Here is a 12,909-nt window from a genome sequence, read left to right as displayed (position 1 = left end):
TGCGGTGCTTCGGAACTGAAGCGCCTCGGCGGCTCAGAAAGTCTCCCAATCCGTGTCGTCCTTGGCAGAAGCCGCGGGCGGCAGCGGGGCGGGGGCGGTCACCGGCGCGATGCGCGGCAGGGGGGCTGCGGCCTTCGGCGCTGCTGCTTTCGGCGCAGGCGCGGCGGGCTTCGCGAGGCCGGTGCTGCTGGATTGCTGCGCGCGGGCGATGGCCAGGCCCGCCTGCTGCTGTGCCTGCAGCTCGGCCTGGCCGAGCCGGAACACCGCCACGGCGGCGGCCAGCTTCTGCGCCTGCTCGCGCAGCGAGGCCGCCGCGGCAGCGCTTTCTTCGACCAGCGCCGCGTTCTGCTGGGTCATCTGGTCGAGCTGGGTGACGGCGGTGTTGACCTGGCCGATGCCGTCGCTCTGCTCGGAGGCGGCCGCGGTGATCTCGCCGATGATGTCCGACACGCGGGCCACGTCGGCCACGATCTCGGCCATGGTGCTGCCGGCGTCCTGCACCAGCTTCGAGCCGGTTTCGACGCGCTCGACCGAGGCGCCGATCAGCGACTTGATCTCCTTGGCGGCCTGGGCGCTGCGCTGAGCGAGGCTGCGCACCTCGCCGGCCACCACCGCGAAGCCGCGGCCCTGTTCGCCGGCACGCGCTGCTTCCACCGCGGCGTTCAGGGCGAGGATGTTGGTCTGGAAGGCGATGCCGTCGATCACGCCGATGATGTCGGCGATCTTCTTCGAGCTGGCATTGATCTCGTCCATGGTGGCGACCACCTGGGCCACCACCTCGCCGCCCCTGGCGGCCGAGGCCGACGCGGAAGAAGCCAGCTGGTTGGCGGTGCGGGCCGAGTCGGCGGTCTGCTTCACCGTGCCGGTGAGCTGCTCCATCGAGCTGGCGGTCTGCTGCAGGTTGCTGGCGGTCTGCTCGGTGCGGCTGGACAGGTCCTGGTTGCCGGTGGCGATCTCGGTGCTGGCGGTGGTGATGCTGTCGGTGCTCTGGCGCACCTGCGCCACGGTGCCGCGCAGCGAGCCGAGCATGTCGGACAGCGCGGCCAGCAGGCTGCCCGGCTGCGGGTTGTGCAGGTCCACCGCGAGGTTGCCGCGTGCCACCTCGGACATCACGACCATCGCTTCGGAAGGCTCGCCGCCGATCTGGCGCAACACGCCGCGTGCCACCACGTAGCCGATGCCGCTGATCACCAGCAGCAGACCCACTGCGATGCCCACGATGCTGAGGAGCGCCTCGCGCATGGCCACGTCGAGGTCGTCCATGTAGAGGCCCGAGCCCACGATCCAGTTCCAGCCCGGCACCAGCATCACGTACTGCAGCTTGGGCACCGGCTCGGTCTTGCCGGGACGCGGGAAGTTGGTCGGCACGAAGGCCTTGCCGTCCTTGGACTTGGCCACGCCATCGACGATCGCGCGGATGATGTCCATGCCGCCGGCGTCCTTCACCTTGCCGACCATGACCTGGCCGTCCCATTCCGGCTTGATCGGGTGCATGACACCGGCGCCGTCCGTGTTCCAGATGTAGAAGTAGTCGGCCTTGCCGTCGGCGCCACCGTAGCGCGACAGGCGCAGCGCATCCTTGGCCGCCTTCTGCGCGTCTTCCACGCTCATGGCGCCGGAGGCCGCCTTGGCCTGGTAGGCCGCGACGATGCTGTGGGCGGACTGCACCGCCATGACCAGCTGGTCCTGCCGGCCGTCGCCGATGTGGTTGCGAACCTGCACCACCGCGACGGCGCTCAGGGTCAGCAGGCCGGCGATGGCCACGCCGACCAGCAGCAGGATCTTTTGTTTGAAGGCGAGGTTCTTGAACATGGGACTCGTGGGTACTTTTGAGGAGAGAGACTGAAGCGGCCGGACCGGCTCAGAACGAGGTCCAGTCGTCGTCCGCCTTGGCGGTGGCCACCTCGACCGGGGCTGCCGGCTTCGCTTCGACGGCGGCGGCACGCTGCACCGGCGGTTCCACCTTCAACGGAGACTGGACCTGGGGCTGCGGCTGCGGCTGGGGCTGCACGCGTGCGGCCGTCGCTACCTCGCCGGACAGCTTGAAGCGGCCCACCACGTCGGCCAGCTTGTAGGCCTGGTCCTTGAGCGACTCGGCCGCCGCGGCGCTTTCTTCGACCAGCGAGGCGTTCTGCTGGGTCATCTGGTCGAGCTGGGTGACGGCGGTGTTGACCTGGCCGATGCCGTTGCTCTGTTCGGACGCAGCCGCAGTGATCTCGCCGATGATGTCGTTGACCCGCTTCACGCTGGCCACGATCTCGGCCATGGTGCTGCCGGCGTCCTGCACCAGCTTCGAGCCGGTCTCGACCCGCTCGACCGAGGCGCCGATCAGGCTCTTGATCTCCTTGGCGGCCTCGGCGCTGCGCTGCGCCAGGCTGCGCACTTCGCCGGCCACGACTGCGAAGCCGCGGCCCTGTTCGCCGGCACGGGCGGCTTCCACCGCCGCATTCAGCGCCAGGATGTTGGTCTGGAAGGCGATGCCGTCGATCACGCCGATGATGTCGGCGATCTTCTTCGAGCTGGCGCTGATGTCGTCCATGGTGTTCACCACCTGCGACACCACGTCGCCGCCCTTGGCGGCCGAGGCGGAGGCGGAGCTGACCAGCTGGTTGGCGGTGCGGGCCGAGTCGGCCGTCTGCTTCACCGTGCCGGTGAGCTGTTCCATCGAAGAGGCGGTCTGCTGCAGGTTGCTGGCGGCCTGCTCGGTGCGGCCAGAGAGGTCCTGGTTGCCGGCCGCGATCTCCGAGCTGGCGGTGGTGATGCTGTCGGTGCTCTGGCGCACCTGGCTCACCATGCTGCGCAGCGAGGTCTGCATCTCCTCGAGCGCACCGAGCATCTGCGCGGCCTCGTCGCGGCCCTTGCTGTGGATGTGCTGGGTCAGGTCGCCCTTGGCGATGGCGGCGGTCAGCTCGCGGGCCTCTTCCATCGGCCGGCAGATCGACACCATGTTCAGCAGCGTGAGCGGGATCACGATCGCGATCGCAGCCACGACCACCGCGCCGAACAGCCAGACGGTCTGGTTGACCGCAGTGACGCGGGCCTGGCCCGCGGCCTTGGCGTCGGCTTCGAGCCTGGCACCCAGTTCGGCGAGCTTGGCCTCGGCCTGGTCCATCGAGCCCTTGGCGCGGCCCAGCATGCGGTTGGCGACGGTGGCGGTGTCGTAGGCGCTCGCCTCGAGCTGGGCGATCACCGGGGTGGCTTCCTTGGCATGGGTGACCATCAGCGCGGCGATTTCCTGCACCAGCGCCGCGCCGTCGCCATGCTGGCTCTCGGCGAGGGCCTTCGCCGCGGTCGCCACCTGGTCCTGCGCCTTGATCCAGGTGACCTTGTGGCGCGCCACCTCTTCCGGCTTCTCGTAACTGATGACGAGGTCCTTCTCGTTGCGCTGGACCTCGGCGATCGCGGTGCGCAGCGCTCCCATGCGCATGGTGGCCATGTAGGTGCCCGAGGTGAAGTCCTCGCTCAGCCGTTCGGTGCGGTACAGGCCCATCAGCCCCGCACCGCCCACCAGGGCCAGCAGCACGAGCACCACGGCAATGGCGCCGAGCATCCGCATGCGGATCGTGAAGTTGCGCATCAGGCTGATGAAGTTCATGTGTTCCTCGGTGCTGTTCTGGTTGTTCGTGTGATGGATCAGAAGGTTTCCCAGTCGTCGCCGGCCGCGGCCGGCACGCTGACCATGGGTGCGGCAAGGGGCGCTGCGACCGGGGCGGCAGCCGGGGAGGCTGCGAGAGCCGTGGGCTTGACTTCAGCTGCGGCCGGCTTGGGCGGGGCCTTGGCCGGCTCGACCTTCGCCTGTGCCTGCGCCTGCGCCTGGAAGCGCGCATGCCAAGTGGCCTCGGTGGACAGCCTGAAGCGGCCCACCACGTCGGCCAGCTTGTAGGCCTGGCCCTTGAGCGACTCGGCCGCCGCCGCGCTTTCTTCCACCAGCGCGGCGTTCTGCTGGGTCATCTGGTCGAGCTGGGTGACCGCGGTGTTGACCTGCCCGATGCCATCGCTCTGTTCGGAGGCAGCTGCGGTGATCTCGCCGATGATGTCGTTGACCCGCTTCACGCTGGCCACGATCTCGGCCATGGTGCTGCCGGCGTCCTGCACCAGCTTCGAGCCGGTTTCGACACGCTCGACCGAGGCGCCGATCAGGCTCTTGATCTCCTTGGCGGCTTCGGCGCTGCGCTGCGCGAGGCTGCGCACTTCGCCGGCCACCACCGCGAAGCCGCGGCCCTGTTCGCCGGCGCGGGCGGCTTCCACCGCGGCGTTGAGCGCCAGGATGTTGGTCTGGAAGGCGATGCCGTCGATCACGCCGATGATGTCGGCGATCTTCCTGCTGGAAGCCGTGATCTCGTCCATCGTGGCCACCACTTCGGACACCACCTCGCCGCCCTTGGCGGCAGAGGCCGAGGCCGAGCTGACCAGCTGGTTGGCGGTGCGGGCCGAGTCGGCGGTCTGCTTCACCGTGCCGGTGAGCTGCTCCATCGAGCTGGCGGTCTGCTGCAGGCTGCTGGCCGTCTGCTCGGTGCGGCCGGAAAGGTCCTGGTTGCCGGCCGCGATCTCGGTGCTGGCGGTGGTGATGCTCTCCGTGGTCTGGCGGATGCCGGAGACCATCTGGCGCAGGCTGTTCTGCATGTCGGCCAGGGTCTGCAGGAGCTGACCGACTTCGTCGCGCCGGTCGTTGTTGATGGGTTGCGACAGGTCGCCTTGCGCCACGCTGCGGGTGGCGTCGATGGCGCGGGCCAGCGGCTGCGTGACCGAGCGGGTGATCAGCCAGGCGAGCACGCCGCCCACCAGCAGCGCGGCCATTGCGAGGCCCAGGAGCAGGAAGCGGCCCTGGCTGGCCTTGGCCTCCAGGAGTGGGCTGTCCGTCGCGAGTTCGTTGCCCAGGTAGTCGGCCAGCGCCGTGATGGCGGCGAGGTAGGCGTCGGAAGCAGGGGCGAGCTCGCTGTCGAGCCGGGCCTGCGCACCGGCGCTGTCGCCGGCCTTGAAGGCGTCGAAGATGCTGTTGCGGATGCCGACGTAGGCCTTGCGGCGCTCGGCGATCGTCTCCATCAGCTTCTTCTCGGACTCGCTCGTCACCATCGACTCGAGCTTCTTCTGCAGCTCGGTGATCTGCGCCGAGGTGTCCTTCATCTGCGGTTGCAGGTAGGCGGTGAGTTCGGCCTGGTTGCCGGACTTGCCGATGGCCATGGTGCGCATGAGGTTCAGGCGGGTCTCGCCCTTCCACTGCAGCGCCAGCGTCTGCCGGTCCGAGTCGGCGTTGAGCTTGGTGTTGAGGAAGACGATCTCGTTCAGACGGATCGCGCCGACGGCGGCCATGCCGATCATCAGCATCAGCACGGCCGCGAAGCCGAAGCCGAGGCGCAGCCCCAGCTTCATGTTCTTGAGTTGCATGGGGTACCGCTCCTTGGATCGGGAAGGGGACGGGCGGCGCTCAGCCGACCAGGCCCATGTCTTCGCTCAGCAACATGCCTTCGATGTCGAGCAGGATCACCATGCGCTCGCCCATCTGGGCCAGGCCCTGGATGTAGCCCGAATCGACGGCGGACTTCATCTCCGGCGCGGGCTTCACCGCCTCGGCAGGGATCTCCAGCACGTCGCTCACCGAGTCGACCACCGCGCCGATGGTGCGGTTGCCGATGTGCAGGATGATCGAGACGGTGAAGCCGTTGTATTCGGCGCTTTCGCAATGGAAGCGCAGGCGCAGGTCCACGATCGGCACGATGGTGCCGCGCAGGTTGACCACGCCCTTGAGGAAGCCCGGCGCATTGGCGATGCGGGTGGGCTGCTCGTAGCCGCGGATTTCCTGCACCTTCAGGATGTCGATGCCGTACTCTTCGGCGCCCAGGCGGAAGGTGAGGTACTCGCGGGCGAGCGTCTGCACCTTCTCTGCGGTGTCGAGTTTTTCCATCATGCCCATGGCATCTCTCCTTCTTCAGTCGGTTCAGTGACGCGAGCGGCGCACGAGGCTGCCCACGTCGAGGATCAGGGCCACGCGGCCGTCGCCCATGATGGTGGCGCCCGACACGTCGTTGACCTTGCGGTAGTTGGCTTCGAGGTTCTTCACCACCACCTGCTGCTGGCCGAGCAGCTCGTCCACCAGCATCGCGATGCGGCCGCCTTCGGCCTCCACCACCACCATGATCGAGCTCACATGCTCGAAGTCGAAGCGCGGCACGTCGAACACGCGTTCGAGTTCGACCACCGGCATGTATTCCTGGCGCACCTCGACCACGCGGCCGGAGCCGCCGATGGTCTTGATCATGTTGGGCTGCACCTGGAAGCTCTCGACCACCGAGGACAGCGGCAGGATGTAGACCTCCTCGCCGACGCCCACGCTCATGCCGTCCATGATGGCCAGCGTGAGCGGCAGCCTCACGGCCACGCGCATGCCGTAGCCTTCGGCCGAGTCGATCTCGACCGTGCCGCCCAGGGCCGTGATGTTCTTCTTCACCACGTCCATGCCCACGCCGCGGCCGGACACGTCGGTCACCTGCTCGGCGGTGGAGAAGCCGGGTTCGAAGATGAGGCCCCAGACTTCCTGGTCGGTGAACGAGTCCGGCGCATGCAGGCCGCGCTCGCGCGCCTTCTTGAGCAGCTTCTCGCGCGACAGGCCGCGGCCGTCGTCGCGCACCTCGATGACGATGCTGCCGCCCTGGTGCGAGGCCGACAGCGTGATGGTGCCGGTCTCGCTCTTGCCCTTGGCCAGGCGGTCGGCCGGCAGCTCGATGCCGTGGTCGCAGGAGTTGCGCACCAGGTGGGTCAGCGGGTCGGTGATCTTCTCGACCAGGCCCTTGTCCAGCTCGGTGGCTTCGCCCTGCGTCACCAGTTCGACCTTCTTGCCCAGCTTGGAAGCCAGGTCGCGCAGCATGCGCGGGAAGCGGTTGAACACGGTGGACATCGGGATCATGCGGATCGACATCACCGCTTCCTGGAGGTCGCGCGTGTTGCGCTCCAGGTCGCCCAGGCCGGCCATCAGCTGCTGGTGCGCCTGGGGGTCCAGGTCGCGGCTGTTCTGGGCCAGCATGGCCTGGTTGATGACGAGTTCGCCGACCAGGTTGATGAGCTGGTCCACCTTCTCGACCGACACGCGCAGCGTGGCCGATTCGAGCGAGGCGGCCGGCGCCTTGGCTTCGGCCTTGGCCGCCGGCTTGGCGGCCGCGGGAGCGGCGGGCTTCTGCTCGACCGGCGCGGCATCCAGGCGTTCGGTGGCGGCGTCGCCGGCCGGTGCGCCGGGCGCGTCCTCGAAGAAGCCGTAGCCCGGATCGGGCTCATGGTCGTGCGGCGCGCCGGGGTTGTCCTTGAAGAAGCCGTAGCCTGGCGCGACGTTCTCGCCGCCCCACGGCAGGAACTTCACATGCTCGCGGCCGACGTGGAAGCCGAACAGGTCGAGCAGCTCGGCCTCGGAGCTGGCGGTGATGACCTTGAAGCGGCGCAGGCCGTCCTGCATCATGCCGCCGTCCACCGCCTCGATGGTGCCGAGGTCGACGATCTCCTTGAACAGCTCGACCACGCTGTCGGCCGGTGCCGGGCTTTCCAGCGGGCCGATGGTGAGTTCGAGCACGTACTTGCCGGCGATCTTCGCGGCGTGCGCATCGGCGGCCGCCTCGAGCTCCTGCTCGCGGCTGTTGTGCACGATGGTCGGCGTGGACACCACGGCCGCCGGCGTCTCGCCGGCCACCAGCGCGCGGATGTTGGCCAGCAGGTCGGTGGTGTCGATGATCTCGCTGCCCGAGCCCTGGTGGCGGGCCAGCTGCGCCTTCAGCGCGTCGCCGGAGGCCAGCAGCACGTCCACCATCTGCGAGGTGGGCTCGAGTTCGTGGCGGCGCAGCTTGTCCAGCAGCGTCTCCATCTGGTGGGTGAGCTCGGCCACGTCGGAAAAGCCGAACGTGGCGGCGCCGCCCTTGATGGAATGCGCGCAGCGGAAGATCGCGTTGAGTTCCTCGTCGTCGGCCGCCTCGATGTCGAGCTCGAGCAGCAGCTGCTCCATGCGCTCGAGGTTCTCGCCGGCCTCTTCGAAGAAGACTTGATAGAACTGGCTCAGGTCGATGCCTGCGCCGAGGTTGGAACCTTCGGAAGTCATCTCGCCCATGGCGCGCTCCTTGTCGTTGTGGTCGTCTGGGGCGAACGGTTACTTGATGACTTTCTTGATGACCTCGATCAGCTTCACCGGGTCGAACGGCTTCACCAGCCAGCCGGTGGCGCCGGCGGAGCGGCCGGCCTGCTTCATCTGGTCACTGGACTCGGTGGTCAGGATGAGGATGGGCGTGGCCTTGAACTGCGGGTTGTCGCGCAGCTTCTTGGTCAGGCTGATGCCGTCCATGCGGGGCATGTTCTGGTCGGTGAGCACCAGGTCGAACTGGCGGCCGCCCGCCTTTTCCCAGGCATCCTGGCCGTCCACCGCCTCCACCACGTTGTAGCCCGCGCTCTTGAGCGTGAAGCTGACCATCTGGCGCATGGAAGCCGAGTCGTCCACGGCGAGGATTGAATGCATGTTGCTCTCCGAGAAGAATCCGTAAGGGAAATCGAATGCGATATCGGTTGACGAGGCGGTTTCTTTAGAACAGCTCTATCGAGCCCGCGTCCATCTCGTCCTGGGTCACCGGGTTGGGCCGCAGCGGGGCCTCTTCCACCACGGCCGCGCCGTCCTCGTCGTCGCCCATCGCGTCGCGGGCCAGCTGGTCCGCGCAATTGCGCAGCCGCCGGTGGGTGTGGTTGATGAGCTGGGACGCCATGTCCTGGAACTGCAGTGCGGTCACTGCGGCCCCCAGCTCCTGCATGGCCGCCGCAACCGCGGCGCCGTCCACCGCGCCGCCGTTGGCATCCATGGCCCGCGTCAGTTCGGCCGAGGCACCGTAGAAGCGCTGCATCAGCGCATCGCAGGTGTCCGACAACAGGCGCTGCAGACGATCGAGGTCGTTGCTGGCCACCATCAGGTGGTCCTGCAGGTCGGCGGCCATCAGCAGCGGAATCGTTCCGCCGGGGGGATCGTCTGGCATCGCTTCGGGGGTCAGCATCGTCGGTCGCTCCAGCAATGGCAGCAAAAGTGGGTCGGTCTGAGCGCTTCAGAATCGCGGCTTCGGGAGGGCCGGCCACGGCGGGCCGTCCCGCGGCATCGGTTGCTAGAATTTTTCGGCACGGAACCTGCCCGTATTGAGGCGATGACGCAGGTAAAGCCGGTCCAATTTCACTGTTTGGGGTTGATTTGCGCAGCCAACAACTTCATAAGATCGGCCTATGACGCCGCCCAATCCCATCCCGTCGCACCAGACGCGCCGTCTGCGTGTGCTGCACCTGGAGGATTCCGAGCTGGACCACCAGCTCATGCTGGCCCACCTGGTGCGGGGCGGCATCGACGCCGACGCGCGCCGGGTCGAGTCCGAGGCCGAATACCGCCAGGCGCTCAAGCAGCCCTGGGACGTCATCCTGTCCGACTACAACCTGCCCGGGTTTTCGGGCCTGGTGGCGCTGGACATCCTCAAGTCGATGGGTTCGCTGGTGCCGTTCATCCTGGTGTCGGGCGAGATCGGCGAGGACGTGGCGGTGGCCGCCATGCGCAATGGCGCGTCGGACTACCTGCTGAAGAACAACCTCACGCGGCTGGTGCCGGCCATGCTGCATGCCATCGAGGCCACCGAGGCGCTACGGGCCAAGCTGCAGGCCGACCACGAACTCGGCCGCTCCCAGGAGCGCCTGCGCGAGCTCACCCATCACCTCCAGACCAGCGTGGAGGCCGAGCGCGCCGCCATTGCCCGGGAGATCCATGACGACGTCGGCGGCTCGCTCACCGCGGTGAAGTTCGACCTGGCCTGGATCGCGCGGCATGCCCAGAACCCGGTGGTGGTCGAGCGGGCCCAGCAGGCGCTCGAAACGGTGACCCATGCCATCGAGGCGAGCCAGCGCATCATGCACAACCTGCGCCCGGCCATCCTCGAGCAAGGCCTGGTGGCGGCCCTGCAGTGGATGACGCAGCGCTTCGAGAAGCGAAGCGGCATCGCCACCACCTTCTCGAACCTGGGCGTGGGCGGCGATTCGCCGCAGTGGCCGGCCGGCGTGGCCCTGGTGGCCTACCGCACCGCCCAGGAAGCGCTCACCAACGTGAGCAAGCATGCGCAGGCGAGCAAGGTGCAGGTCGACCTGGCGGTGGCCGGCGGCGTGCTCTCGCTCGAAGTGAGCGACAACGGCCGGGGGCTGTCGGCCGTGGACCTGGCCAAGGCCCGTTCGTTCGGCATCCGCGGCCTGCACGAGCGGGCCGCCACCGTGGGCGGCTGGGTCGACCTCAGCAGCGGGCCCGGCGGCACCACCCTGATCCTGTCGGTGCCGCTGCCCGGCACGCCCAGCAAGCCCATACCGCTGGACATCCACGACGACGTCACCGACGACGACTGGAACGACCCCACCTCCTGGGGAACCCTATGATCAAAGTGATCCTCTGCGACGACCATGCCCTCATCCGCCGCGGCATCCGCGACACCTTGTCCGATGCCTCGGACATCGAGGTGGTAGGCGAGGCCGGCGACTACGGCGAGCTGCGCACGCTGATGCGCGCCGGCAAGGGCTGCGACGTGCTGGTGCTCGACATCAACCTGCCCGGCCGCAGCGGGCTCGACGTGCTGCACGTGCTCAAGGAGGAGAACTCCCCGGTGCGCGTGCTGGTGGTGTCGATGTACCCCGAAGACCAGTACGCCCTGCGCGCCATGCGGGCCGGCGCCTTCGGTTACGTCAACAAGGGCGGCGAGCCGGGCCAGATCGTCGCGGCGGTGCGCACCGTGGCGCAGGGCCGCAAGTACGTCACGCCCGAGATGGCGCAGATGCTGGTGGAAAGCCTCACCCAGCCGGCGCCCGAGGTGGCCCACGAGAAGCTCTCGGACCGCGAACTGCAGACGCTGGTGATGATCGCCTCGGGCAAGCGCCTGTCCGACATCGCCGAGGAGCTGACCCTGAGTCCCAAGACGGTGAGCGTGTACCGCGCGCGCGTGCTGGAAAAGCTGGGGCTGTCCAACAACTCGGAACTCACCGTCTACGCCATCCGCAACGGATTGGTCTAGCGCCGTTATCCTCGCCGCATGAACCTGCTACTCGATGCGTTCTGGCGCGCCTGCGCCTATTGTTTCCACCCCCGGGTCATCCTCCTGTCGCTGCTGCCGCTGGCGATCATCGGCGTCTCGGCGGGGGTGCTGGGCTACTTCTTCTGGGAAGACGCCCTGGTGGCGGTGCGTGCTCAGCTCGAGAGCTGGGCGCTGGTCGAGGCAGCCCTCGGCTGGATGGAAGCAGTCGGGCTGGGCGGCTTCCGTACCGTGATCGCGCCGCTCATCGTGCTGGCCCTGGCGGTGCCCACGCTGGTGATGCTGTCGCTGCTGCTGGTGGCGCTGCTCATGACGCCGGCCATCGTCAACCTCGTGGCCAACCGCCGATTCCCGGCGCTGGAGCGCCGGCACGGCGAGCCCCTGTGGAGCAGCGTGCTGTTCTCGGTGGGCACCACCTTGCTGGCGATGGTGGCGCTGCTGGCGAGCATGCCGCTGTGGCTGGTGCCGCCGCTGGTGCTGGTCCTGCCGCCGGTCATCTGGGGGTGGCTCACCTACCGGGTGATGTCGTTCGACGCGATGGCCGACCACGCCACCCGCGACGAGCGACGGGCCGTGATGCGCGAGCACCGCTGGCCGCTGCTGGGCATCGGCATCGTCACCGGCTACCTGGGCGCGGCGCCGTCGCTGATCTGGGCCTTCGGCGCCATGACCATCGTGCTGGCGCCTTTCCTCATCTTTGTGGCGATCTGGCTGTACACCCTGGTGTTCGCCTTTGCCTCGCTGTGGTTCACCCACTACTGCCTGGCCGCGCTGCAGGCCTGGCGCGCGGTGCATGACGTCGCGGCCGCGCCTGCCGGCCAGCCCGCGCCGTTGCCCGAGCTGCCCGCCGAGCCGGCACTCAACCCGCTGCCGCCCGCCTGACCGATGAAGAACTTCGGCCTCGTCATCATTGGCGACGAGATCCTCTCCGGCAAGCGCCAGGACAAGCACCTGCCCAAGGTGATCGAGCTCCTGGGCGAGCGCGGCCTGCGGCTCTCGTGGGTGCGCTACGTGGGCGACGAGCCCGGTCGCATCACCGCCGACCTGCAGCACGCCTTCGCCAGCGGCGACGTGGTGTTCTCCTGCGGCGGCATCGGCGCCACGCCCGACGACCACACCCGGCAGTGCGCAGCGCGAGCGCTGGGCGTGCCGCTGGCCCTGCACCCGCAGGCGCGCGAGCTCATCCTGGAGCGCATGCGCGACGTGGCCGCCGAGCAGGGGCTGCCTTACGAGCCGGACCGGCCGGACAACGTGCATCGCCTGAACATGGGTGTCTTCCCCGAGGGCGCCCGCATCATTCCCAACCCGTACAACAAGATCGCCGGCTTCAGCGTGGGCGACGTGCACTTCGTGCCCGGCTTCCCGGTGATGGCCTGGCCGATGGTCGCCTGGGTGCTCGATACCCATTACGCCCATCTGCAGGGCCAGCTCCGGGAGGCCGAACGTTCCGTCATCGTCTTCGGCGGCATGGAGGCGAGCCTCACTCCCCTCATGGAAGCCGTAGAAGCCGGGCATCCGGGCATCAAGGTGTTCAGCCTGCCGAGCGTGGACCACCCGCAGTACGGCCGCCACATCGAGCTGGGCGTCAAGGGTGCTGCCGACCGGCTGGTGCCGGCCTACGCGATGCTGCTGGACGGCCTGCGCCAGCATGGTGCCCAACTGGGCCCCGAATTGGTGCGTTAGGTCGACCCCTAAGCGCCCCGAAGTGGGGCGCTTCTTTGCGCTCTACTGGTGCGCTTTTCCTTGAAAAGCGCTGGAGCCCATCCAATACTCACCGACGCCGTGCACGGCCCCGCGGCAGCGGTGCGTCGAGCCCCGTGCGGTGGGTCGTCAATGGCATGCTTTCTGCTAC

General features: G+C 68.2%; 11 protein-coding genes. 4 read left to right on the top strand and 7 right to left on the bottom strand.

Features of this window, described 5'->3' with window-relative positions; genetic code table 11:
• Window positions 1-33 precede the first annotated feature (33 nt).
• The 7 genes from E8D38_RS11980 to E8D38_RS11950 all read right to left on the bottom strand — a co-directional run bounded on the left by E8D38_RS11980 (window position 34) and on the right by E8D38_RS11950 (window position 9,008).
• A complete protein-coding gene (locus tag E8D38_RS11980) occupies window positions 34-1,812 on the bottom strand; it encodes a methyl-accepting chemotaxis protein (protein ID WP_140630062.1) in 1,779 nt (592 codons plus the stop codon).
• Between the two features lie 49 nt (window positions 1,813-1,861).
• Window positions 1,862-3,595 (bottom strand): methyl-accepting chemotaxis protein, encoded by a 1,734-nt coding sequence (locus E8D38_RS29310; RefSeq protein WP_181179076.1) that lies wholly within the window; start codon window positions 3,593-3,595, stop codon window positions 1,862-1,864.
• A gap of 38 nt (window positions 3,596-3,633) precedes the next feature.
• Window positions 3,634-5,385: a methyl-accepting chemotaxis protein gene (locus tag E8D38_RS29305; RefSeq protein ID WP_140630059.1), complete on the bottom strand. Its 1,752-nt coding sequence runs from the start codon at window positions 5,383-5,385 to the stop codon at window positions 3,634-3,636.
• 40 nt (window positions 5,386-5,425) lie between these two features.
• Window positions 5,426-5,911 (bottom strand): chemotaxis protein CheW, encoded by a 486-nt coding sequence (locus E8D38_RS11965; RefSeq protein WP_140630056.1) that lies wholly within the window; start codon window positions 5,909-5,911, stop codon window positions 5,426-5,428.
• Between the two features lie 24 nt (window positions 5,912-5,935).
• Window positions 5,936-8,083: a chemotaxis protein CheA gene (locus tag E8D38_RS11960; RefSeq protein ID WP_140630053.1), complete on the bottom strand. Its 2,148-nt coding sequence runs from the start codon at window positions 8,081-8,083 to the stop codon at window positions 5,936-5,938.
• Window positions 8,084-8,122: 39 nt separating this feature from the next.
• On the bottom strand, window positions 8,123-8,485 hold the full coding sequence (locus E8D38_RS11955) for a response regulator (protein WP_140630047.1): 363 nt from the start codon (window positions 8,483-8,485) through the stop codon (window positions 8,123-8,125).
• 64 nt (window positions 8,486-8,549) lie between these two features.
• Entirely contained in the window at window positions 8,550-9,008 is a 459-nt protein-coding gene (locus E8D38_RS11950) for a hypothetical protein (RefSeq protein WP_181179074.1), read from the bottom strand.
• Between the two features lie 220 nt (window positions 9,009-9,228).
• Here E8D38_RS11950 and E8D38_RS11945 point away from each other — a divergent pair, with 220 nt between their 5' ends.
• From E8D38_RS11945 to E8D38_RS11930, 4 genes are read left to right on the top strand one after another with little or no spacing between them, the layout of a single operon-like run.
• On the top strand, window positions 9,229-10,410 hold the full coding sequence (locus E8D38_RS11945; protein WP_140630042.1) for a hybrid sensor histidine kinase/response regulator: 1,182 nt from the start codon (window positions 9,229-9,231) through the stop codon (window positions 10,408-10,410).
• On the top strand, window positions 10,407-11,039 hold the full coding sequence (locus tag E8D38_RS11940) for a response regulator (RefSeq protein ID WP_140630039.1): 633 nt from the start codon (window positions 10,407-10,409) through the stop codon (window positions 11,037-11,039). The genes E8D38_RS11945 and E8D38_RS11940 overlap by 4 nt, the downstream gene beginning before the upstream one ends.
• An 18-nt stretch (window positions 11,040-11,057) precedes the next feature.
• Entirely contained in the window at window positions 11,058-11,939 is an 882-nt protein-coding gene (locus E8D38_RS11935) for an EI24 domain-containing protein (protein ID WP_140630036.1), read from the top strand.
• A gap of 3 nt (window positions 11,940-11,942) precedes the next feature.
• Window positions 11,943-12,740: a competence/damage-inducible protein A gene (locus E8D38_RS11930; protein ID WP_140630033.1), complete on the top strand. Its 798-nt coding sequence runs from the start codon at window positions 11,943-11,945 to the stop codon at window positions 12,738-12,740.
• Window positions 12,741-12,909: the final 169 nt, after the last annotated feature.

The organism is Methylibium rhizosphaerae (genome assembly GCF_006386545.1).
GTDB classification, from domain to species: Bacteria; Pseudomonadota; Gammaproteobacteria; order Burkholderiales; family Burkholderiaceae_C; genus Pseudorivibacter; species Pseudorivibacter rhizosphaerae.
The sequence above is the reverse complement of the archived record's forward strand: the minus strand, read 5'-3'. Positions and strand labels throughout refer to the sequence as shown.

What these genes read in the sequence shown, in the direction of transcription:
- E8D38_RS11980 (WP_140630062.1), bottom strand. Translation starts at nt 1,812, where the DNA reads ATGTTCAAGAACCTCGCCTTCAAACAAAAGATCCTGCTGCTGGTCGGC.
- E8D38_RS29310 (WP_181179076.1), bottom strand. Translation starts at nt 3,595, where the DNA reads ATGAACTTCATCAGCCTGATGCGCAACTTCACGATCCGCATGCGGATG.
- E8D38_RS29305 (WP_140630059.1), bottom strand. Translation starts at nt 5,385, where the DNA reads ATGCAACTCAAGAACATGAAGCTGGGGCTGCGCCTCGGCTTCGGCTTC.
- E8D38_RS11965 (WP_140630056.1), bottom strand. Translation starts at nt 5,911, where the DNA reads ATGGGCATGATGGAAAAACTCGACACCGCAGAGAAGGTGCAGACGCTC.
- E8D38_RS11960 (WP_140630053.1), bottom strand. Translation starts at nt 8,083, where the DNA reads ATGGGCGAGATGACTTCCGAAGGTTCCAACCTCGGCGCAGGCATCGAC.
- E8D38_RS11955 (WP_140630047.1), bottom strand. Translation starts at nt 8,485, where the DNA reads ATGCATTCAATCCTCGCCGTGGACGACTCGGCTTCCATGCGCCAGATG.
- E8D38_RS11950 (WP_181179074.1), bottom strand. Translation starts at nt 9,008, where the DNA reads ATGCTGACCCCCGAAGCGATGCCAGACGATCCCCCCGGCGGAACGATT.
- E8D38_RS11945 (WP_140630042.1), top strand. Translation starts at nt 9,229, where the DNA reads ATGACGCCGCCCAATCCCATCCCGTCGCACCAGACGCGCCGTCTGCGT.
- E8D38_RS11940 (WP_140630039.1), top strand. Translation starts at nt 10,407, where the DNA reads ATGATCAAAGTGATCCTCTGCGACGACCATGCCCTCATCCGCCGCGGC.
- E8D38_RS11935 (WP_140630036.1), top strand. Translation starts at nt 11,058, where the DNA reads ATGAACCTGCTACTCGATGCGTTCTGGCGCGCCTGCGCCTATTGTTTC.
- E8D38_RS11930 (WP_140630033.1), top strand. Translation starts at nt 11,943, where the DNA reads ATGAAGAACTTCGGCCTCGTCATCATTGGCGACGAGATCCTCTCCGGC.